This is a genomic window from Paenibacillus tyrphae (assembly GCF_027925525.1).
Lineage (GTDB): Bacteria > Bacillota > Bacilli > Paenibacillales > NBRC-103111 > Paenibacillus_G > Paenibacillus_G tyrfis_B.
In genome coordinates this window covers 22,849-43,594 of record NZ_BSDJ01000017.1, presented here as the reverse complement: position 1 = coordinate 43,594, position 20,746 = coordinate 22,849, and the positions used below count along the sequence as shown (strand labels likewise).

20 protein-coding genes and 1 riboswitch are annotated in these 20,746 nt (G+C 58.7%); of the genes, 19 read left to right on the top strand and 1 reads right to left on the bottom strand.

The features are described 5' to 3' along the window. The first annotated feature begins 15 nt into the window (after positions 1–15). The 13 genes from QMG93_RS20355 to QMG93_RS20290 all read left to right on the top strand — a co-directional run bounded on the left by QMG93_RS20355 (position 16) and on the right by QMG93_RS20290 (position 13,780). Positions 16–1,209 (top strand): aminotransferase class I/II-fold pyridoxal phosphate-dependent enzyme, encoded by a 1,194-nt coding sequence (locus QMG93_RS20355; protein ID WP_281939633.1) that lies wholly within the window; start codon positions 16–18, stop codon positions 1,207–1,209. 135 nt (positions 1,210–1,344) lie between these two features. Then, positions 1,345–1,614, top strand: a complete 270-nt coding sequence (locus QMG93_RS20350) for an aspartyl-phosphate phosphatase Spo0E family protein (protein ID WP_025853169.1) — start codon at positions 1,345–1,347, stop codon at positions 1,612–1,614. A 125-nt stretch (positions 1,615–1,739) separates the two neighbouring features. After that, positions 1,740–2,258 (top strand): hypothetical protein, encoded by a 519-nt coding sequence (locus QMG93_RS20345; RefSeq protein WP_281939628.1) that lies wholly within the window; start codon positions 1,740–1,742, stop codon positions 2,256–2,258. 44 nt (positions 2,259–2,302) lie between these two features. Next, positions 2,303–2,504, top strand: a riboswitch (cobalamin riboswitch). A gap of 179 nt (positions 2,505–2,683) precedes the next feature. Next, positions 2,684–3,709 carry an ABC transporter substrate-binding protein gene (locus QMG93_RS20340; protein WP_281939626.1) on the top strand — a complete coding sequence of 342 codons (1,026 nt, stop codon included), beginning with the start codon at positions 2,684–2,686 and terminating at the stop codon, positions 3,707–3,709. Position 3,710: 1 nt separating this feature from the next. Beyond that, on the top strand, positions 3,711–4,751 hold the full coding sequence (locus tag QMG93_RS20335) for a FecCD family ABC transporter permease (protein ID WP_281939624.1): 1,041 nt from the start codon (positions 3,711–3,713) through the stop codon (positions 4,749–4,751). Between the two features lie 174 nt (positions 4,752–4,925). Beyond that, the gene (locus QMG93_RS20330) at positions 4,926–5,708 is read left to right on the top strand and encodes an ABC transporter ATP-binding protein (protein ID WP_281939622.1); all 783 of its coding nucleotides are present in this window, start codon (positions 4,926–4,928) and stop codon (positions 5,706–5,708) included. Next, a complete protein-coding gene (gene cobT, locus QMG93_RS20325) occupies positions 5,705–6,787 on the top strand; it encodes a nicotinate-nucleotide--dimethylbenzimidazole phosphoribosyltransferase (RefSeq protein ID WP_281939620.1) in 1,083 nt (360 codons plus the stop codon). Before QMG93_RS20330 ends, cobT begins: the two co-directional genes overlap by 4 nt. After that, positions 6,784–7,362: a bifunctional adenosylcobinamide kinase/adenosylcobinamide-phosphate guanylyltransferase gene (gene cobU, locus QMG93_RS20320; RefSeq protein ID WP_281939618.1), complete on the top strand. Its 579-nt coding sequence runs from the start codon at positions 6,784–6,786 to the stop codon at positions 7,360–7,362. Before cobT ends, cobU begins: the two co-directional genes overlap by 4 nt. Before the next feature lie 275 nt (positions 7,363–7,637). Then, complete coding sequence (gene cbiB, locus QMG93_RS20315; RefSeq protein ID WP_281939785.1) at positions 7,638–8,600, top strand: adenosylcobinamide-phosphate synthase CbiB; 963 nt, start codon at positions 7,638–7,640, stop codon at positions 8,598–8,600. Next, complete coding sequence (cobS, locus tag QMG93_RS20310; RefSeq protein WP_281939616.1) at positions 8,579–9,421, top strand: adenosylcobinamide-GDP ribazoletransferase; 843 nt, start codon at positions 8,579–8,581, stop codon at positions 9,419–9,421. Before cbiB ends, cobS begins: the two co-directional genes overlap by 22 nt. Before the next feature lie 11 nt (positions 9,422–9,432). Next, a complete protein-coding gene (locus tag QMG93_RS35230; RefSeq protein WP_309299682.1) occupies positions 9,433–12,186 on the top strand; it encodes a cobyric acid synthase in 2,754 nt (917 codons plus the stop codon). Continuing rightward, positions 12,183–12,752 (top strand): cob(I)yrinic acid a,c-diamide adenosyltransferase, encoded by a 570-nt coding sequence (locus QMG93_RS20295; protein ID WP_054976183.1) that lies wholly within the window; start codon positions 12,183–12,185, stop codon positions 12,750–12,752. The genes QMG93_RS35230 and QMG93_RS20295 overlap by 4 nt, the downstream gene beginning before the upstream one ends. Next, positions 12,749–13,780, top strand: coding sequence for an RluA family pseudouridine synthase (locus QMG93_RS20290; RefSeq protein ID WP_281939612.1), 1,032 nt, complete (start codon positions 12,749–12,751; stop codon positions 13,778–13,780). Before QMG93_RS20295 ends, QMG93_RS20290 begins: the two co-directional genes overlap by 4 nt. 72 nt (positions 13,781–13,852) lie before the next feature. Here the strand turns inward: QMG93_RS20290 and QMG93_RS20285 are convergent, their stop codons facing one another. Next, on the bottom strand, positions 13,853–14,587 hold the full coding sequence (locus QMG93_RS20285; protein WP_281939611.1) for a YdcF family protein: 735 nt from the start codon (positions 14,585–14,587) through the stop codon (positions 13,853–13,855). Between the two features lie 196 nt (positions 14,588–14,783). On the opposite strand from QMG93_RS20285, the gene QMG93_RS20280 reads away from it, so the two are divergent. From QMG93_RS20280 to QMG93_RS20255, 6 genes are all read left to right on the top strand, one after another. Then, on the top strand, positions 14,784–15,161 hold the full coding sequence (locus QMG93_RS20280; protein ID WP_281939609.1) for an arsenate reductase family protein: 378 nt from the start codon (positions 14,784–14,786) through the stop codon (positions 15,159–15,161). Between the two features lie 26 nt (positions 15,162–15,187). Beyond that, positions 15,188–16,273, top strand: coding sequence for a site-2 protease family protein (locus tag QMG93_RS20275; RefSeq protein WP_281939783.1), 1,086 nt, complete (start codon positions 15,188–15,190; stop codon positions 16,271–16,273). 47 nt (positions 16,274–16,320) lie between these two features. Beyond that, positions 16,321–17,502, top strand: coding sequence for an aminotransferase class I/II-fold pyridoxal phosphate-dependent enzyme (locus tag QMG93_RS20270; protein ID WP_281939608.1), 1,182 nt, complete (start codon positions 16,321–16,323; stop codon positions 17,500–17,502). A 130-nt stretch (positions 17,503–17,632) separates the two neighbouring features. Continuing rightward, on the top strand, positions 17,633–18,715 hold the full coding sequence (locus QMG93_RS20265; protein WP_281939606.1) for a Gfo/Idh/MocA family protein: 1,083 nt from the start codon (positions 17,633–17,635) through the stop codon (positions 18,713–18,715). 24 nt (positions 18,716–18,739) lie between these two features. Continuing rightward, complete coding sequence (locus tag QMG93_RS20260) at positions 18,740–19,759, top strand: Gfo/Idh/MocA family protein (RefSeq protein WP_281939604.1); 1,020 nt, start codon at positions 18,740–18,742, stop codon at positions 19,757–19,759. Next, complete coding sequence (locus QMG93_RS20255) at positions 19,756–20,712, top strand: AraC family transcriptional regulator (RefSeq protein ID WP_216795177.1); 957 nt, start codon at positions 19,756–19,758, stop codon at positions 20,710–20,712. Before QMG93_RS20260 ends, QMG93_RS20255 begins: the two co-directional genes overlap by 4 nt. The last annotated feature ends 34 nt before the right edge of the window (positions 20,713–20,746 follow it).

The window sequence follows — 20,746 nt, the reverse complement described above, 5'->3', positions numbered from 1 at the left end:
GGACGCTGAAAAGCAATGATTGAGTCAAAACAGGTACAGCAGGTCAAGTCAATGCGCGGGTATTTGGCGCCGCTCGTGCAGGAAATTCCGCCTTCGGGGATTCGCAAGTTTTTTGACTTGGTAAGCGGGAGCAAAGATATTATTTCTCTTGGCGTCGGAGAGCCTGATTTTCACACGCCTTGGCATGTCCGGGAATCGTGCGTTTATTCGTTGGAGCGCGGCAATACGAAATATACGCCTAACGCCGGCCTTCTTGAGCTGCGCGAGGCGATCGCGGAATATTTGTACGAATCGTTCCGGCTGCTCTACGAGCCGTCGGAAGAAGTGATGGTAACGGTCGGGGGCAGCGAAGCCATCGATCTTGCGCTGCGCGCTTTGATCGCCCCGGGAGACGAAATCCTGATTCCGGAGCCTACTTACATTTCCTACAGCCCGATCGCGCGGATCAGCGGCGGTATTCCCGTCGGGATCGAAACGTTCGCCAAGGACCAGTTCAAGCTCAAGCCGGAAGCGCTGAAAGCGGTCATTACGCCCCGCTCGAAGGTGCTCATCTTGTGTTACCCGAGCAACCCGACCGGCGGAATCATGACGTACGAGGACTGGCTTCCGATTGCGAAAATTGTTGAAGAGAACGACCTGATCGTCATTTCCGACGAAATTTATGCGGAGCTCACCTACGAGCAAAAGCATGTCAGCTTCGCGTCGATGCCCGGCATGCGGGACCGCACGATTCTCGTGAGCGGCTTCTCCAAGGCGTTCGCCATGACCGGATGGCGGATGGGATATGCTTGCGGGCATCAGGACCTCATTTCGGCGATGCTGAAAATCCATCAGTATACGGTCATGTGCGCTCCGTCCATGGCGCAGGTGGCTGCGCTCGAAGCGCTCACGAACGGGATGGAGGAGAAGGACAAGATGGTCGAGTCCTACAACCAGCGGAGACGCTTGGTCGTCCATGGTTTCCGGGAGATCGGCCTGCCGTGCCATGAGCCTCAGGGCGCGTTCTACGCTTTCCCGTCCATCCAGTCCACGGGACTTACTTCGGAGGAATTCGCGCAGCGGCTGCTGTTTGAGGCCAAGGTTGCAGCGGTGCCCGGGCAAGTATTCGGTCTCGGCGGCGAGGGTTTTATCCGCTGCTCATATGCGACATCGGTCAATCAATTGACAGAAGCAATCGACAGGATTGGAAATTTCATAAAAAAGTTGTAATTTCGTCAAAATAAATCATTTTCAAATCCCCCAAAAACTGGTATCTTATAGGTATAAAAGGTTTAAATGTATGACTTACCTATAAAAACTTGTCAGCTTAAGTCTGATGACGACGACCCGGTGGGAGGGATGGGGATGGCTTTTCCGGAATATCAGCTCCGGCAATATTTGAACGTCGGCTGGATTCGCGACAGCGAGCACAAGGCCAAGTGGACTTTTGGAAAAAGAAAACAGGCCTCATCCGCCGTTTCGCTGGAAGATGACATCTACAAGCTCCGGCGTCAGCTGGAACAGCTTGTACAGAACGGGAACAGCCTCACGTCCCCCGAAGTTGTCGAAATCAGCATGCAGTTGGATATTAAAATCAATGAATATATGAATCGCCCTAAAGGGGACCGACGTTGAGCGGTCTCTTTTTGCTTTGTCGAAAAAGCTTTGAAAGCGCAGCCCCGACTATGGTAAGATACAAGGATAGAGAGCCGCGGAGACGGGCTTCCGTCGGCACGGATAGAGGGGGAGACAAAGGGACGATGAGAAGGAGATGGCTTCTCGGTCTGCTGCTGATCTTCGTGCTTGCGGGCTGCGGAGGACCGAAGGCGGACGTGACGGTGTTTTTAATGGGGAAGAGCGGCATTCCGACGGAAATCGGGGAAAAGCTGCAAGCGTCGCTGCAGAGCAAAATCGGACAGACGCCCACTGTGCAAGTCGTGACATCGCCGTTGTTTTCGCTTGAGAAAATGATGGTCGAAATAGCCGCCGGAGGGCATGGAGTGTTGATTATACCGGCGGAGCAGTTCAAGGGCATGGCGCAGCAAGGTGGATACGTGTCGCTTGACGACGTGGCGAAGCCGGAGGATTTTGCCGAAGGCGTTATGGAAATTCCCGTAGGCGGCAAGAAGGAGAAGCATCTGTACGGCATTCCGATGGAGAAGTCCCTTTGGTTCAAGGAGCTTCAATTGAACGGCAAGGATTTGTTTGCGTTCATTCCGGAGAGTGCTCCGGACCTGGAGAAAGCAAAGCAAGTGTTAAAAATCATTGCGCAAAAGTAACCGTTCGTAAGGCAGGCTCTATGCGGGAGCCGACGGCGGGCGAATAATCGAATAGCGGTTCGGGTGCTTGCGGGCGATGGAAGCTTGCGAGTTAAAAGGGAAGCCGGTGTGACTCCGGCGCGGTCCCGCCACTGTGAACGGGCGAATGCTCTCCGGGAAGCCACTGCTTGATGTAAAGCGGGAAGGCGGAGAGTTCCGGAAGGAAGCCTGTAAGTCAGGAAACCTGCCCGAACGGCAAGCGAAGCGTCCTTCGAGGAAAAGGAGCGGAATCGGGCAGCCGGCCAGCGGTGTGCCGTCTTTGAACAGGCGGATCGCAGGCGGCGGTCCGTTTGTGCTCTTCGCCTCGGAGATGCTCCCGGGGTGAAGGGCCTTTTTCATTTTAGGCGGAAACAAAATAAACCACATATCCAGAGGAGTTTGGGAAGATGAAAGCTAAACTTACAACGAAGGTTCTACACAAACGATGGTTAGCTGCGATCTTGAGCTTGGCGCTGGCCGCATCGCTGGCCGGCTGCGGAAGCGCGGTGAAGACGCCGGGGCAGGGGGAGCTTGCCAATCCGCCGAAGGCTGACGGCACGAAGCAGGATGGAGCGGCGGCGTCCGCCAAGCGAACGTCGTATCCTTTGAAGGTGAAGGATGCTACGGGCAAAGAGTTCGTGTTTGAGAAAGCGCCGGAACGAATCGCATCGACCTCGCCGAGCGAAACGGAAGCGCTCTTCGCTCTGGGTCTCGGAGATAAAGTGGTCGGCGTATCGGACTTCTGCGATTACCCTGCGGAAGCAAAGTCGAAGCCGAAGATGGGCAGCATCGTCAAGCCGAATGAAGAAGCGCTGATCGGGGCCAATGCGGATCTGGTCATGACCGGGGTCTCGATGAAGCCGCAAGTGGTCGACAAGCTGCGCGAGCTGAAAATCAACATGTTCAAGGTCGAGCCGAAAACGCTGGACGACGTGATGAACAATCTGCTGATGATGGGGCAAATCTTCGATCGTCAGGAGCAGGCGCAAAAGCTCGTCGATTCGATGAAAGCCGACCGTCAGAAGGTCGTGGATGCCGTGAAGGATTTGAAGCCGGAGCAGAAGAAAAAGGTGTTTATCGAGTTTTCTCCGGGCTGGACGGTCGGTAAAGGCGAATTTATCGACGAATTGATCACGCTGTCCGGCGGGATCAACGTAGCCGGTAGTGAGAAAGGTTATGTTCAAATCAGCGAAGAGAAAGTCATCGCGGATAATCCGCAGGTGATCATTTATCCGAACGGCATTATTGACGACAAGTCGAAAAAGCCGATGGACCAGTTGATCCGCGAACGCAGCGGCTGGGACAAAATCGAAGCGGTCCGGTCCGGCAAGCTGGCCGGTGTCGACAAAGATTTGATCAGCCGTCCGGGGCCGCGCATTACGGCCGGGCTTGTGGAGATTGCCAAAGGGATTTATCCGGATCTGGTGAAATAAAATGAAGCGCAAGCTGTGGATATGGGGCGGAGGCGCTATCGTCCTGCTTCTGCTGTCCGCGACGGCCGCCCTGTCCGTCGGTTCGGTTCGCGTGCCGTTCGGGCACGTGTGGGGGATTCTTCTGCATCAGCTTCCATGGCCCGGCGAGTACCTCCCCGAGACTTGGAGCGTGGCATCGGAGCAAATTATATGGAAGGTGCGGCTACCCAGGGTGGCGCTCGGTCTGCTGGTTGGCGCAGCGCTCGGGCTGGCGGGCGCAGCATTTCAGGGCGTGCTGCGCAATCCGCTTGCCGACCCGTACACGCTCGGCGTCTCGTCGGGGGCGTCCGTAGGGGCTTCCTTCCTGATACTGTTCGGGCTGCAGTTTTCGCTGCTTGGGGAATGGAGCGTGCCGGTTGTCGCGTTTGCGACCGGGACGCTTACCCTAAGTGCGGTGCTGCTGCTGGCCCGGACGGAAGGCAAACTGCGGATGGAAACGGTCATTTTGTCCGGCGTTGTAATGCAGGCGTTTCTCGGCTCGTTCGTTTCGCTGATGGTCTCGATGTCCAAGCAGGTCATTAATGAAATCGTATTTTGGATGATGGGCAGCCTGGCGCTGCGCGGATGGACTTATTCGCTTGTACTGCTTCCTTATCTGGCCGTCGGAGCGGCGATATTGCTCGGATTCGGAAGGGCCATGAATCTATTTGCTCTTGGCGAGCGGCAGGCGGCCCACCTGGGCGTTCACGTGGAACGGACGAAGCTTGTCGTATTGATCGCTTCCACTTTGATTACGGCCGCTGCGGTATCCGTGTCGGGCGTCATCGCTTTTGTCGGCCTGCTCGTGCCGCACCTGCTGCGTTTGCTGGTCGGCCCGGACTACCGTTTGTTGCTGCCGCTTTCGCTCATCGGAGGCGCCATCTATGTCGTGTTGGCGGATACGCTTGCGCGGACGCTTCTTAGCCCGACGGAAATTCCGCTCGGCGTCGTCACGGCTTTTATGGGAGCGCCCTTCTTCGCTTATTTGCTGCGGCGGCGGAAGCGGGCGATTCGGGAAGGATAAATCTGGAGCCGCTTCGACTTAGGTCCGGGTCGATCAAACGGGCGTACGAGGGGAATGGTTTTGGAGAAGCAGAGCGTCGTTCGAGAAAGCCGGGGACCGTAGCGACTGGGAAAATATCCGTTCACGCGGCGCTCCTCATGTATAAGACTTCAGGAAAAAGGGGGAGCGAAGCGGGTGATACGGGTGGAAGTGGAGCAGGCGGCCAAAGCGTTCGGCGGCCGTCCGGTGCTTCGACAGATCGGCTTCTCGGTAGAGCCGGGCGAATGGTTTGGCATTCTCGGCCCGAATGGCAGCGGAAAGTCGACGCTGCTGCATATGATATCCGGCGCGGAGCGTGCTGCCGCCGGAACGGTGAAGCTGGACGGCCGTCCGGTGGAAGCCGTCTCCCGCAAAGAGCTGGCCCGGCAGCTCGCCGTGCTGCATCAAGATGCGCTGCCGCCGCTCGGGTTCACGGTGCGCGAAATCGTCGAGATGGGACGTTACCCGTACCAAAACTGGTTGGGAGACGAACCTGGGGATTCCGCAGCTTTAATTGAGCGAATTCTTGATTGGCTGAAGCTCAGACCCTTGGAGGAACGTACGGTCGACGGGCTGAGCGGTGGCGAGCGGCAGCGGGTGGCGCTGGGCAAAGCGATGGCGCAGGAGCCGAAGCTGCTGCTGCTGGACGAACCGACGACCTTTCTGGATATCGGGTATCAGGTGGATCTAATGGACAAGGTCCGTCAATGGCAGCGGGAATGCGGGATGACCGTCATTTCGGTGCTGCACGATTTGAACTTGGCCGCGCAGTATTGCGATCGGCTTATGCTGCTTTATAATGGCGAGGCAGCCGGAATCGGTACGCCGGAGGACGTGCTGCGCGCTGATCTTTTGGAGAACGTATACGGCACGCGTCCGTATGTGCTTCGGCACCCGGACAGCGGCGTGCCGCAAATTTTGCTCGGAAAAGGGGAATGACCGTGACGGATCAAAGCCGGTTACAACAAGTGCTATCGGACATTCGGCCGCTTGATGCGGAGATCATGGAGGAGGCTGCCCGCAGGCTGGACCAATTGACCAAGCCGCCGGGCAGCCTCGGCCGGCTGGAGGAAATCGCGAAGCAGCTCGCAGGCATTCGCGGCGAGGTGATGCCGGAGCTGACGCGAAAAGCCGTCGTCGTAATGGCGGGAGATCATGGCGTATGCGAGGAAGGGGTTAGCGCCTTTCCGGCGGAGGTGACGCCGCAGATGGTGCTCAACTTCCTGAACGGCGGGGCGGCCGTCAATGTGCTCTCAAGGCAGGCCGGGGCGGATGTCGTTTGCGTGGACATCGGCGTCAACGCCGAGCTGTCGCACCCGCTGCTGCGTTCGCGCAAGATTCGCATGGGAACCGCCAACATGGCGAAAGGACCGGCGATGACGCGGGCGGAGGCGGAAGCCGCGGTCATGATCGGCGTGGAAATAGCCCAGGAGTTGGCGGGCGAAGGTTACCGGCTGCTCGCTACCGGCGAGATGGGCATCGGGAACACGACAGCCAGCTCGGCGCTGCTGGCCGTGCTCGGAGCGACCGACCCCGCCGCTGCGGCAGGACGCGGAACCGGAATCGACGACGAGCGGCTGCTGCACAAGCAGGCGGTCATTCGCCGGGCGATTGAAACGAACCGGCCGGAAGCTTCCGATCCGCTCGATGCGCTCGCCAAGGTAGGTGGCCTTGAGATCGCCGGACTGGTCGGTCTTATTCTCGGTGCGGCGCAGAGCCGCATCCCCGTCGTCATCGACGGATTCATTTCGTCGGCCGCGGCCTTGGTCGCGGCGAGGCTGGCGCCGCTCAGCGTGTCGTATATGATCGCGTCGCATCTCTCGCAAGAGCAGGGCCATGAGCGCCTGCTTACGGAGATCGGCCTGACGCCGATGCTTCGCATGGACATGCGGCTGGGCGAAGGCACCGGCGCGGTGCTGGCATTCCCGATGATCGAAGCGGCGGTCCGCATTATGAAGGAGATGGCGACCTTCGCGGATGCCGGAATTTCGGGCGCATCGGAACGGGAAAGCGTATGAAAGCCGGTCAACGGGAAGGAAACATGCCGGTGAGAGTGCTTGTCACCGGAGGGGCGCGCAGCGGCAAAAGCGGGTTCGCCGAGAAGTACGCGGCGGTGCTGGGCCACGAGGGCCTATATGTCGCGACCGCGCAAGCGTATGACGACGAAATGCGGCGTCGCATCGACCTGCACCGCCAATCGCGCAGCGAGCGCGGCTTCCGCTGGACGACGGCCGAGGAGCCCTTCGCCTTGGCGGAGCTGCTCGAACGATCGTCGGCACCGGTCGTGCTCGTCGACTGCCTGACGCTCTGGCTGTCGAACTGGCTGCTGCGGCTGGAACAGGAGCCGGATGCGGAGGCGCAGCTCGAAGCGAAGATCGACAGCCTGGCTGCCGTCTTCGCGGCGGTGAAGCAGCCGACCGTTCTCGTGACGAACGAAGTCGGAGCCGGGCTTGTACCGGAATACAAGCTCGGCCGTATTTTCCGCGATTTGTCCGGCCGGATGAATCAACGGCTTGCCCGCGAAGCCGATCAGGTATTCCTTGTCGCCTCCGGCATTCCTCTTGAACTCAAGAGCATGGCTTTTAAACTGTAGTTTGCAGTACGTTTTTTGGTTTTGGGGTAGGGCGGGTGGGTGCGTTTTCTTGGGAGCGACTTTTGACGAAGTCAACGGAGCGAACCAAGAATCAAGCCCGGCTTCATGCCCGCCGCCGGCAGCGCATGAAAAATAAGCGCCCTGTAAGGCGGCGCGTCAAGCTTTTTAGTCTTTTATAGGGAGGAGGTGTATCTCTTTGAGAGCGACTTTTGACGAAGTCAAGCGGAGCGAACAAAGAGATACACCCACCAAAAAGTATGAGTGAAACGCTAATGATGGTGCTGGCCGCCATCGTCATCGATTGGGTGCTTGGCGACCCGTCATGGCGCTGGCTGACGCATCCCGTCATCTGGATCGGGCGGTGGATTTCCGCCGTGGAAAGGCGCCTGTGGCCGGACGGGGCGCAGGCGGCCGGCGTTCACGGCAAGTGGGCTGTGCGCTGGCGCGGCATTGCGCTTACCGCATCGACGGTAGGCCTGGCGTTCGGCGCGATGTACCTCATCGTCTGGGCTGCGTCACAGGTGCATCCGTGGCTCGGCTATGCGGTGAACACCTGGTTCATTTCGACCACGATCGCCATCAAAGGACTGAAGGATGCGGCTATGGCGGTCTACCGCCCACTGGCCGAAGGGCGTCTGGACGAAGCGCGAAAATATGTCGGCTATATCGTCGGACGGGATACGACGCGGCTGGATGAGCCGGAGATTACGCGGGCGACCGTAGAGACGGTGGCCGAGAATATCGTAGACGGTGTCATGTCGCCGATCTTCTTTGCACTGCTCGGTGGAGCTCCGCTGGCGATGCTGTACCGTGCGGCGAATACGCTGGATTCGATGGTCGGCTACAAAAATGACAAGTACCTGCACTTCGGCTGGGCCTCGGCCCGGTTCGACGATGTGCTCAACTGGATTCCGGCGCGGCTGACCGGAGGGCTGCTCGTCTTGGTTGCGCTTGCAAGTCCAGGACTGTATGCCGTTCGTGCGGCAAAAGCTGTCCTGAAGTTTGCCCGGCTTCATCCGAGTCCGAACAGCGGCATTCCGGAGTCGGCGGTGGCCGGTGCGCTCGGCATCGAGCTTGGGGGCGTGAACGTGTACCACGGCCGGACAAGCGAACGGGCCCGGATGGGCTGGCCGCTGCGGGAGCGCACCCGGGAAGATATTAAGCGGACCGTGCGCATGCTGTACGGCGTCAGTTACATCATTGCGGGGGGATTGCTGTGCGCGCTTTTATTCGTTTGATGCGGCTTTGGGGCGAAGCCTGCGCGGCTGCGTTTCAATTTTTAACCCGATTGCCCGTACCGGTGAAGCTGGATTATAACGACGCTTTGTTTCGGCGGAGCGTCGTTTTTTATCCATTCGTCGGCTTGGTGTTGGGACTGATCACAGCCACTGCCGGTCTGCTGTTAACCAGCGTGCTGTCCCCGCTTCCGGCAGCCGCTCTGCTGCTCGGGCTCTGGGTGATGATCACCGGAGCGCTGCATCTCGACGGGCTGATGGATACCGCTGATGGCATCTTGAGCCACCGTTCGCGGGAGAGAATGCTGGAAATCATGAAGGACAGCCGGGTTGGCGCCATGGGCGTTATCGCCGCCGTGCTGGTGCTGCTGCTGAAATGGTCGCTGCTGACGGAGCTGCTGCCTTCTGCGGCAACCGGTGGCCAGGTGAATCTGTGGCTCCTATTGGCGCTGGTTCCGCTCTGGAGCCGCTGGTACATGGTCGTAGCGATAGCCTGCTGGCCGTATGCGCGGCAGGCGGGGAGCGGAATGGGCGGCTTTTTTCGCGGTGTCGGAGCCAGGCATGCCGCAGGCTCGGGGCTGGTGGCGCTGTTGCTGTCATTAGTCGTTGTTGCAGCGGGAGAAGCATTCGGAGGGCTTACGCTTCCGTTTTGGCATATGGTAGGTATAGTAGGTATTCTGCTCGCCGTGACGATGGGGGCAGGTGCTCTGATGAGCGTTTCGATTCACCGGAAATTGGGCGGGCTGACGGGCGATACGTACGGCGCGATGAACGAATTGCTGGAAGCGGCTCTGCTGCTCGTGCTTGTGTTGATTAAGGGATAGGAGAGGTTGCGATGCTGGAACGATACGGACACGGTGGCGATTTGTGGACGGCCGCGGAAGCATTCGGCAAGCCGCGGGAGCGATTTGTCGATTTTAGCTCGAACATGAACCCGCTCGGACCGCCTGAGGCGGTAGGACGCATTTTGGCCGAGCAATGGCAGGAGGTCGTCCATTATCCGGACCCGGCGGTGCGGGAGCTGACCGGCAAGCTGGCGGCCAAGCACGGCGTTCCGGTCGAATGCGTGCTCGTCGGCAACGGGGCAGCGGAACTGATCGATTTGGCCGTCCGGGTGCGACGTCCCCGGGTGACGGGACTGGTTCGTCCGTCTTTTGCCGAATACGAAGAAGCTGTGGAAAAAATCGGGGGGCGTATCGTCGATATCCCGCTCGATGAAGCGAACGGTTTTGCGCTTCGTCTGGCCGACGTGCAGGCGGCAGCAGACCGGTGCGATCTGCTGTTTCTCGGTCATCCGAACAATCCGACAGGGCGTCTACTGCCGGATGAGGTGGTGCAGGCGCTGGCTGGCGGACAGATTCCGGCTATCGTCGATGAGGCGTTTTTGGATTTTTGCCCGCGGGAGGAGGAGTTGACGCTGGTCCGCGCTGCAGCACAAAATCCTCATTTGACCGTCATTCGCTCGATGACGAAGTTTTATTCGATTCCCGGACTTCGTCTCGGGTACGTAGTGGCGCATCCGGAGCTAATCCGCGAAATGAAACGGCTGCAGGTGCCGTGGAGCGTAAACGCTTTATCCCAGTGGATCGGCTCGGCCGTTCTGGAGGAGCGGGAGTTTGCGCGCCGGACGCTGGAATGGGTAAAGGAAGAGAAGGAACGTTTGCGCGCCGGGCTGCAATTGCTCGGCCTGAGCGTGTACGAGAGCGATGTGAACTTTGTGCTGTTTTCATTGCGGCCGCTGGGACTTGACGTGCGGGCGCTACAAGCGGCGATGGGACGGCGGGGCATTTTGATCCGGGACGCTTCGCTGTTTCCCGGGCTGGACGAAACGTACTGCCGGGTGGCGGTCAAGCTGAGGGAGCAGAACGAAGCGCTGCTGGACGGCCTTAGGCAGTCGATTGCCGAACTGCTCGAAGCGCGGGAGTGCGTGACGGCGGGCGAAGAAGCCGCGGCAGCCCGGAGGGCGGAAGGTTCACAGAGCAGCGGTGGGGCCATACCCGATTCCGCATCGCTGAAGCTCGCCCCGACGTTCATGCTGCAGGGAACCGCCTCCGATGTCGGCAAAAGCTTGCTGACGGCGGCTTTGTGCCGCATCCTGCTGCAGGACGGCTTGCGCGTGGCGCCGTTCAAATCGCAGAACATGTCGCTCAACTCCTACGTGACGCCGGACGGTAAAGAAATCGGCCGGGCGCAGGGAATGCAGGCGGACGCCTGTCGGATTCCGGCCACGACGGACATGAACCCGATTCTGCTCAAGCCCAAAAAAGACATGGTCTCGCAAGTGGTCGTCCACGGCAAGCCTTACCGTGATCTGGATGCGCGGACTTACCGGGAAAAATATTTGCCGGAAGCCGAGGCCGTCGTGAAGGAAGCGCTCGCCCGCTTGCGGCAAGCCTATGACGCGGTCGTGATCGAAGGGGCGGGCAGCCCGGCCGAGGTGAATCTGAAAGACCGGGATATCGTCAACATGCGGCTGGCCGGATGGGCGGACGCCCCGGTGCTGCTCGTGGCGGATATCGACCGTGGAGGCGTGTTCGCTTCCCTTGTCGGGACGCTGGACATTTTGTCGCCGGAGGAGCGCGGCCGGGTGAAGGGCTTTATCATCAACAAGTTCCGAGGCGACGTGACGCTGCTTACGCCGGGGATCGAATGGCTGGAGAAGCGGACGGGCAAGCCGGTGCTGGGCGTTATTCCTTATTTGCCGCAGCTTGGGCTGGAGGACGAGGATTCGGCTTCGCTCGATCGCAAGCTGGCGGAGGGCGAACTAGGCCGCACGGATACGGCACTGTCCGAAGACATGCTCGATATCGCTGTCATCCGGCTGCCGCGCCTGTCCAACTTTACGGATATCGATCCGTTGGAATACGAGCGCGATGTCCGGCTTCGTTTTGTGGATTCGGCGGAGACGTTTGGATTTCCGGATGCGGTCATTGTGCCGGGAAGCAAAAATACCGTCGACGATCTTTTATATCTTCGCGACTGCGGTCTTGACCGGAAGCTGCTTGATTTCGCCAAAAGCGGCGGATGGGTGACGGGCATCTGCGCGGGGTATCAGATGCTGGGGGAGAAGCTGCTCGATCCGAATGCGGTCGAATCCAACCAACCGGTGCTCGACGGACTCGGCTTATTCCCGACGCAAACCGTATTTGCCACGGAGAAACGGACCGTAAGAGCCGCAGGTACGACACGGCTGTATGCCGGTCCCGGGCAGGCGTTTGAAATCCAGGGTTATGAGATTCACATGGGCGTGACTTCGTTTTTGCGGCCTGTCGACCACCCGTTCGAGTTATCGCATCCCGATACCGGACTGGCCGAATCCGGTTCGTCGCCGGACGGCGCGGTTTGCGCGGACGGACGGCTGTGGGGCACGTATGTGCATGGCATTTTGCATAACGACGATTTCCGCCGTGCGTGGCTGAACGGGATTCGCGCTGCGAAAGGACTGGAGCCGCTGCCGGCGGAGCTGCGCTTTCAGGAACGCCGGGAGGCGGCCTTCGACCGGCTCGCGGCCCATGTGCGGGAGCACTTGGATATGGAGCGATTGTATGAGATGATAGGGTGGAAAAAAGGCCGGGAGGGATTCCAGTGAAAATTTATACGAGAACGGGCGATGCCGGGAAAACCGGTGTGATCGGAGGCCGCGTAGATAAGGACGATGTCCGGGTCGAGGCGTATGGCACGGTCGACGAGCTGAATTGCTTTATCGGCCAGGCGATGGGATTTCTGGATGCGGAACGCGATGCGGATCTGCTCGCCGATCTGCTGCAAATCCAGCACGAGACGTTCGACTGCGGCTCCGATCTGGCGCTGTTGAAGCAGGAGCTGCGGCCGTATAAGGTGACGGCCGAGATGGTGGACCGGCTGGAAGCATGGATCGACAAATACGATGCGGAAACGCCGGACATCCAGCGCTTTATCCTTCCGGGCGGGAGCCAGGCGTCGTCGGCGCTGCACGTATGTAGGACGGTATGCCGCCGCGCCGAGCGCCGGGTCGTCACGCTCGCTCGCACGCAGCCGATCAACGAAGAGGTGCGCCGTTATTTGAACCGGCTGTCGGACTTGTTCTTTACGGTCGCCCGGGTGGCCAATCATCGGGCCGGCAACGGCGACGTGGAATATATTCGGAGCGCCGAGGTGTTCAGACGCAAGTCATGAGCTATTATAAACCGCTGGAATATATCGTCCCGACAGAAGACGACGGCATGGTGCTGAGGACGATTTTGCAAAAACGAATGGGCGTATCCCGCAAGCTGCTTTCGCGGCTGAAGCTGACGGAACAGGGCATAACGGTCAACGGGGAACGCAAATATATCGATGTGAAGGTACGCGCCGGAGACCGGGTCGCCGCGCGGATGGAGATGGAAGCGTCCGACGATATTTTGCCGCAGCCGCTTCCGATCGACATTTTGTATGAGGATGATGAGCTGTTGGTGCTGAACAAAGAGGCCGGGATGATCGTGCATCCGACGCACGGACATTACACGGATACGCTGGCCAACGGCGTTGTTCATTATTGGCGGGAAAAGGGCGTCAGCTTCCGCTTCCGCCCCGTGCACCGGCTCGATCAGGAGACGTCCGGGGTGCTGGCCGTCGCCAAAAATCCTTACGTGCATCAGCAAATTTCGGAGGAAATGCAGGCGCACGGGCTAAAGAAGGAATACGTTGCGCTCGTGCACGGTGTAATCGGCAGCGATGAAGGCACGGTTGATGCGCCGATCGACCGCAATCCGCTTGCGCCGCATGTCCGCATCGTCACGCCAACCGGCTATCCGGCGGTCACGCATTACCGTGTGGAGCGGAGGTTTCACGAAGCGACGCTTGTGCGCTTGTGGCTGGAGACGGGGCGGACACACCAGATCCGAGTGCATATGCGGTATCTCGGCCATCCGCTACTCGGCGATAAGATGTACGGTCCGGGTGGAACGGCGGACGAGGTAGATAAGGCGGCCGCCGAGGGCATCCCCGTCGCCGACCGCAGCGCAACGCAGCAGCAGGCGGCGCCAAGCGTCTGCCAAGCGTCTTCGCCTGCTGCGGACTATGGGATGGAGCGTCAAGCGCTGCACGCCTGCACGCTCGGGCTGACGCATCCCGTCACGCGCCAGCGGATGGAATTTCACGCGCCGCTTCCGGCGGATATGGAACGCTGCATCAGGCAATTAGAGCAGTCCGAGGCTGTACGATAAGCATAAAAAATCCGCCGTTCCCGCGTATTTCAAGATACGATCGGGGAAACGAGCGGATTTTTTCGGTTTCGTTCATTTCTGCAGAAGTCCCAAATACTCTTTGGCCGTGAGGCTCAGATCGTCCATGGCCGCTGAGGTCGGAATCCATAGTCTTCCCGTCCAGTCTGTGCCGCGGCTGATCTTATAATCGACCGGATAAGGAACGACCTGAACGTGCTGCGCGGCAAAATGCTTCACCGAGCGAGGCATATGAAAAGCCGACGTCACGAGGATCGGCCGCTTCCAACCGCCTTCGTCCAGCAGCTGCTTCGAGTATTGCGCATTCTCTTGCGTTGTGCGGCTCCGGTCGTCCAACCGGATCGCTTCGGCCGGAACGCCCAGCGCAATAAGCTTGCTGCGGGCCAATTGGCCCTCGTTGGCCGTATCGGCGTACACCTGCCCGCCGGAGACGATGATCGGCAGCGGCTTAGCGGCGTACAGCTCGGCCACCGCGACGACACGGTGCAGTGTGCTGCCGCTCAAATGGCCGGTACTGTTCACGTCCGGGGTCCCCGACACCGCTCCGCCGGTCAGCATGACGTAGACGTCGCCCTGCAGGACGGCAGGCGGCGAATAGCGATTTTCGATCGACTGCAGCGCCGTTTCGCCGACCAGCGGGATCGAGAGCAAATAGACGAGGCAGGCCGAGGCGAACAGAACGATGCCGGCCGAGGCGAACAGAACGATGCCGGCCGAGCGGCGGACGCGGGCGTAAAGCCACCATCCGATCAGGAGCAGCAGCGGAACGAAGCAGCCGGGAGGCATCATGAAGCTGTAAATGAGTTTAAGAACATAATCATGGCTAAACTCCTTCTATGGGACTCTTTTCCATTATCTGCGCTTGGCTGCCTTTTTTCAACTTTTAACCGCGTCGATGGCGATTTGCAGGACCCGCCGATTCATCGGTATAATGAATTCATGTCATAGTTAACCATTTCAGGATAGGATAAGGATGAGAGAAATCATGAGCAAGAGCAAAGCGATCAAAGTTTTTCAATACCCTGCTTGCAGCACCTGCCGGAGCGCGTTGAAGTGGCTCAAAGAGCACGGATGGGAAGTGGAGGCGATCCACATTATGGAGCAGCCGCCGACCGTAGAGGAGCTTCGGACGCTGATCCCGCAAAGCGGGCTGGACATCAAAAAGTGGTTTAACGTCTCCGGCGAGGTGTATAAGGAAATGCAGCTTAAGGACAAGCTGCCGCAGTTGAACGACGAGGAGAAAATGAAGCTGCTCGCATCGAACGGCAAGCTGATCAAACGGCCGGTCGCGACGGACGGGACGCGGGTGACGGTTGGCTTCAAGCCGGAGCTGTACGAGGAAAATTGGGGGAACGAATCGTAAGGTTTGTCTAAGGAGCGTGAGTCTTGTTGCAGCAAAGACCTAAACCGAAAAAACAAAATCCGCTTTGGTATATCGGCGCAGCCGCGACCTTCATTCTGACGCAGCTGAAAACGCTGCTGCCATTGCTGAAGCTCGGCAAATTCGGGGGAGCGATCATCTCGATGGCGGTGACCATCGGCGCGTATGCGATCGTGTTTCCGTGGCAGTTCGCTATCGGCTTAGTCCTGCTGCTGCTCATCCACGAGCTCGGTCATGTCATTGCCGCCAAGCAAAAAGGGATGCCTGTGACGGCCCCGGTGTTTATCCCGTTTCTGGGCGCGCTGATCACCATGAAGCGGAATCCCCGGGATGCGGTGACGGAAGCGTATGTCGCTTTGGGGGGACCCGTTCTCGGAACGGTCGGCGCGTTAGCCGTGTTCGGCGCAGCCTATGCGCTGGATAACCCGGAGTATAGTAAACTGCTTTATTCCATCGCTTATGTCGGCTTTTTTCTTAATCTGATCAACCTGCTGCCGATTCATCCGCTTGACGGAGGACGGATCGCGACGGCGGTAACGCGCTGGCTCTGGCTGGTCGGCCTGGTCGGAGGGCTGGTCGTCATTATATACCTGCGCTCGTATTTGTTCTTCATCATTTGGGCGATGTTCGCCTACGATCTGTACAAAAAATTCGTCAAATACCGCAAGCAAGGCGAGGAGCGGTTCGTCAACGCAAGCTTTCTGGTGGCGGCCGAGCCGCTGCTGGCGCAGGGCTATATGATTCCCGGCCCGGAGCATAAGCGGGAGCTGCCTTTTGTCACGTTCTCGGATTTGGACGGGCAGCAGTATGTGAACGTTCTCTGGGAAGGCCTTCATTTTCAAGGAACGGTGCCACTCATGCATCAAGGAATCATCAAGCGTGCACACGTGACCCGGGTAGAGCATCTCCGGAAGGAAGACGGTCTGCATCTGATGATCCACTGCCAGATCGATTACCGTCTATACGAAAATGACAAATACTACGAAGTTCCTACGGCGTCGCGATGGAAGTACGGGACGGCGTATGCGCTGCTTGCAGCGTTTCTCATCGGCATGATGTGGTACGTTCACGAGGTAACGGGACTGAAGGTATAATCAACATTCCGAATGGCCGTTCGGAAGGAAAACGAGGTAGCAAATAGATGAAACGATGGGAATCGAAACGATTGGCCGAACTGGGTTCGGCTATTTTTTCTGAGATGGCGGCGTGGAAGCGGGAAGTGACGGCACGCGGCGTCGATGTGATCGACCTCGGCATCGGGAGCCCGGACCGGGCACCGTCCGCCCGTGTCATGGAAGCGTTAACGCTCGCGGTGAACGATCCGGGAATGTACGGCTATCCGACATCGGAAGGGAGTACGCAATTCCGGCAAACGGTCGCCCGCTGGTACGCCCACCGGTTTGGGGTGACGCTCGATCCGGAGGAGGAGATCGTCACGCTGATGGGCTCGCAGGATGGCTTGGCGCACTTGGCGATGGCAGTGACGGACCCCGGCGATACCGTGATGGTTCCCGATCCGGGCTATCCGATTTATTCCGCGAGTCTGGTGTTGGCCGGGGTGCAGCCTTACTATATGCCGCTGCGGGCCGATAACGGCTTTTTGCCGAAGCTGGAGGACATCCCAGAAGAAGTGGCGCGGCAAGCGAAATTCATGCTCTTGAACTATCCGAGCAACCCGCTGTCGGCGGTGGCCGACTTGACGTTTTTCGAGCGGCTGGTGGAATATGCACGCGAGCACGAGCTGCTGCTGGTGCACGATCTCGCTTATTCCGAGATGTCGTTTGACGGCTTCAAGCCGCCCAGCATCCTGGAAGTCGAGGGAGCGAAAGACATCGCCGTCGAGTTCCATTCCTTGTCGAAAAGCTTCAATATGGCCGGCTGCCGCATCGCCTTCATGGTCGGACAGCGTGACGCGGTCCGTGCTCTGCGCGTGCTGAAATCCAATATCGACTACGGCGTATATTTGGCTGTGCAGCATGCCGGCATCGCAGCGCTGGAGGAAGATATGATGCCGGGGAGCCGATCAGTCGCAGCGCTGTACGAACGGCGACGGGATATTGTGATCAAAGGGCTGAACGAAGCGGGCTGGAGCATTCCGAAACCGAAGGCGACGATGTTTATCTGGGCGCCGATCCCGGAAGGCTGGACATCCCGGCAGATTTCCCGGGAAATGCTGTATTCCGCGGGCGTCGTCGTTATTCCGGGCGACGCGTTCGGCAAGGAAGGTGAAGGCTATGTCCGCATCGCGCTCGTTCAGGAAGAGGACCGGCTTCAGGAAGCAGTCCGCCGGATCGGACAGTTTTTGCGGGAGGCTTCCCGTTAATAAGTATGTGCTCTGTGATTTTGACAATGTCGCAATATCTTACTTTTTCCTGTCGTCAAATTGCAATTTCATCGCCGCCTCAATCATGCTACTATGAAGGCATGTCGTACAAAAATAGGAGGCGTATCAAGTGTCCCAGAAGCTCAAAATAGCCATTATCGGATGCGGCGGCATTGCAAACGGAAAGCATTTGCCGAGTCTGTCTCGTTTGGATCAAGTTGAACTTGTCGCATTTTGTGATATTATTTCCGATCGGGCCGAGGAAGCGAAAGCGAAGTACGGCAGTGCGGAAGCGAAGGTCTATGAAGATTATAAAACGCTGCTGCAGGATGCGTCGATTGATGTCGTTCACGTGTGTACGCCGAACGATTCCCATGCGGAGATCACGGTTGCGGCGCTGGAAGCCGGCAAGCATGTGATGTGCGAGAAGCCGATGGCCAAGACGGCGGCCGATGCGCGCCGGATGGTCGAGGCAGCCAAGCGGACAGGCAAGAAGCTGACGATCGGCTACAACAACCGGTTCCGGGCGGACAGTCTTTATTTGAAACGCATTTGCGAGGAAGGCGAGCTTGGCGACATCTACTATGCGAAAGCGCATGCCGTTCGTCGCCGCGCCGTGCCGACTTGGGGCGTCTTCCTGGACGAGGAAAAGCAGGGCGGAGGACCGCTGATCGATATCGGCACGCATGCCCTCGACCTGACCCTCTGGCTGATGGACAACTACGAACCGAAGGTCGTACTTGGAACGGCATTTCATAAATTATCGGGGAAAGAAAACGCTGCCAATGCTTGGGGACCTTGGGACCCGAAGAAGTTTACGGTGGAAGATTCGGCCTTCGGCATGATCGTCATGAAAAACGGCGCGACCATCATGCTGGAATCGAGCTGGGCGCTCAATACGCTCGATGCGAAGGAAGCGAAGAGCACCTTGTGCGGAACGGAAGGCGGCGCGGATATGGAGGACGGCCTCCGGCTGAACGGAGAGAAGCTGAGCCGCTTGTACATGAACAAGATCCAGCTTGGCAGCGGCGGAGTCGATTTCTACGACGGGCAAAGCGAGAGCGCGCCGGATACGGAAATGCGTCTGTGGATCGATGCCATCCTGCATGACAAGCAGCCGGTCGTCACGCCGGAGCAGGCTTGCGTCGTGTCCGAAATTCTCGAAGCGATCTACGAATCGGCGAAAACGGGCAAAGCCGTATACTTCGACTAAACGCCGGAAGGAAGGATGGGAACGATGATCAAAGTAGCGATGCTTAGCTTTTGGCATGTGCATGCCGCCGATTACGCGAAGCAGGCGGCGGAGCATCCGGATACGGAAATTGTGGCCGTATGGGATGAGCTGCCGGAGCGTGGACGCCGGGAAGCGGAAGCGCGGAGCGTCCGGTTTTACGACAAGCTGGATGAGCTTCTCGCCCAGCCGGATATCGATGCGGTCATTGTCGATACGCCGACCAATCTGCACCGGGGTGTGATGGTGGCAGCGGCGCAGGCGGGCAAACATATTTTTACGGAAAAAGTCGTCGCGCCGACGCTGAAGGAAAGCAACGAGATTATGGAGGCGGTCCGCAAGGCCGACGTCAAATTAACGGTGTCGCTTCCGCGCTTGAACGAAGGCTACACGCTGGCCGTACAGGACGTGCTGAGCCGGGGGCTGCTCGGCGAGGTGACGCTAGTCCGCACACGGCTGTCTCATAACGGCGCGATTCCGAACGACCATTCGGCGAACGGTTGGCTTCCCGCGCACTTCTACAATGCGGAGCAATGCGGCGGCGGCGCGATGATCGACCTCGGCTGCCATCCGATGTATTTGGCCCGCTTGTTCCTCGGCATGCCGGAGAGCGTAACGGCCAACTACGGCTTCGTTACCGGCAGAGAAGTCGAGGACAATGCGGTGTCCGTGCTGCGTTATTCCAGCGGGGCGCTTGCCGTTGTGGAGGCGGGCTTCGTCAATCGGCACTCGCCGTTCGTTATTGAAGTGCACGGCACGGAAGGCAGCTTGCTCTATTCGACGCACGACAACCGTTTGCTCGTACGCACAGCGAAGGGCGAAGCGGCGTCGGACGAGGAATGGCGGGTGCAGGAGCTTCCGGCCGGTCGACCGTCGGCGTTTCATCAGTGGGTAGCCCATATTCAGCAGGGAACGACGGCGGACGAAAATATCGGGCTTGCGCTCGACCTGACGCGGTTAATGGAAGCTTCGAACTTGTCCGCACGCTCCGGGGCGGCCTGCAAGCTTAACGATTTGCAGCCATGAACGGCCAGTCCCGAATCGGCGCGAGGCCGTATCCGTTCGAGCTGATGCTGGAAAACCCGACGGCGCTTGACCGGCTGGAGGTGGAGTTCAAATGGGGCCGTTACGGCATTCGCATGCTGAACTTTCACCATACCAGCTTTGCTCCGGGCCGGATCGTGCATTTTCATAAGCATTCGGACTTCGAATTTCATTTTATCCCGCGCGGCAAAGGGAAGGTCATTCTCGGCAGTGAGCCGTATTCGCTGCAGGAAGGCCAGATGTATTTGACCGGCCCCGGTCTTCTGCATTATCAGGAGGCGGACGCTTTCGAGGCGATGGATGAGCTGTGTCTGCATATCGATATTCAAAAGCTGGAAGCGGAAGAGACGGAGGAGTGGGGAGCCCGCTGGGAGCAGGCGGAGGCGGAAGCGTGCATCCGCCGCTTGGAGCAGTTGCCTCCCCGGCCGATGGCCGACAAATACAAGGCGATGGAATGCTTTATGACCGCATACCGGGCCTGGTACGAGAATCAGCCGGGAGTCCTGACGGTGATCAAGCAATCGATCATTCAGGTGCTGCTGCGGATGACGCGCGCCTACGACGATACGCCGCAGCGGGACCTGCCTTCCCGCGATATGAAAAACTACCGTTACCAGCTAGCCGCCCAGTTCATCAAGGACAACTACATGGCGCCGCTAACGCTGGAGGTGGTGGCGGAGCGGGTGCAGGTCAGCCCGAGACAGCTGCAGCGCATTTTTCGCGAGCAAACGGGAGGCACGTTCAGCGAGTACATCGAGCATGTGCGGCTCGCGCAAATCTGCAAGGAATTGGCCGAGAGCGAGCTTACGATCGATCAGATTGCGTTTCAGAACGGCTTCTCCAGCGCCAACTATTTGCATTACGTGTTTAAGAAAAAGCTTGGCACCACGCCGATGCAGTACCGTTTACAGCATGACGTTAAACAGAACACCTGACGCTGTTCTCCTTTTTTCGCATATCGAATGGGGG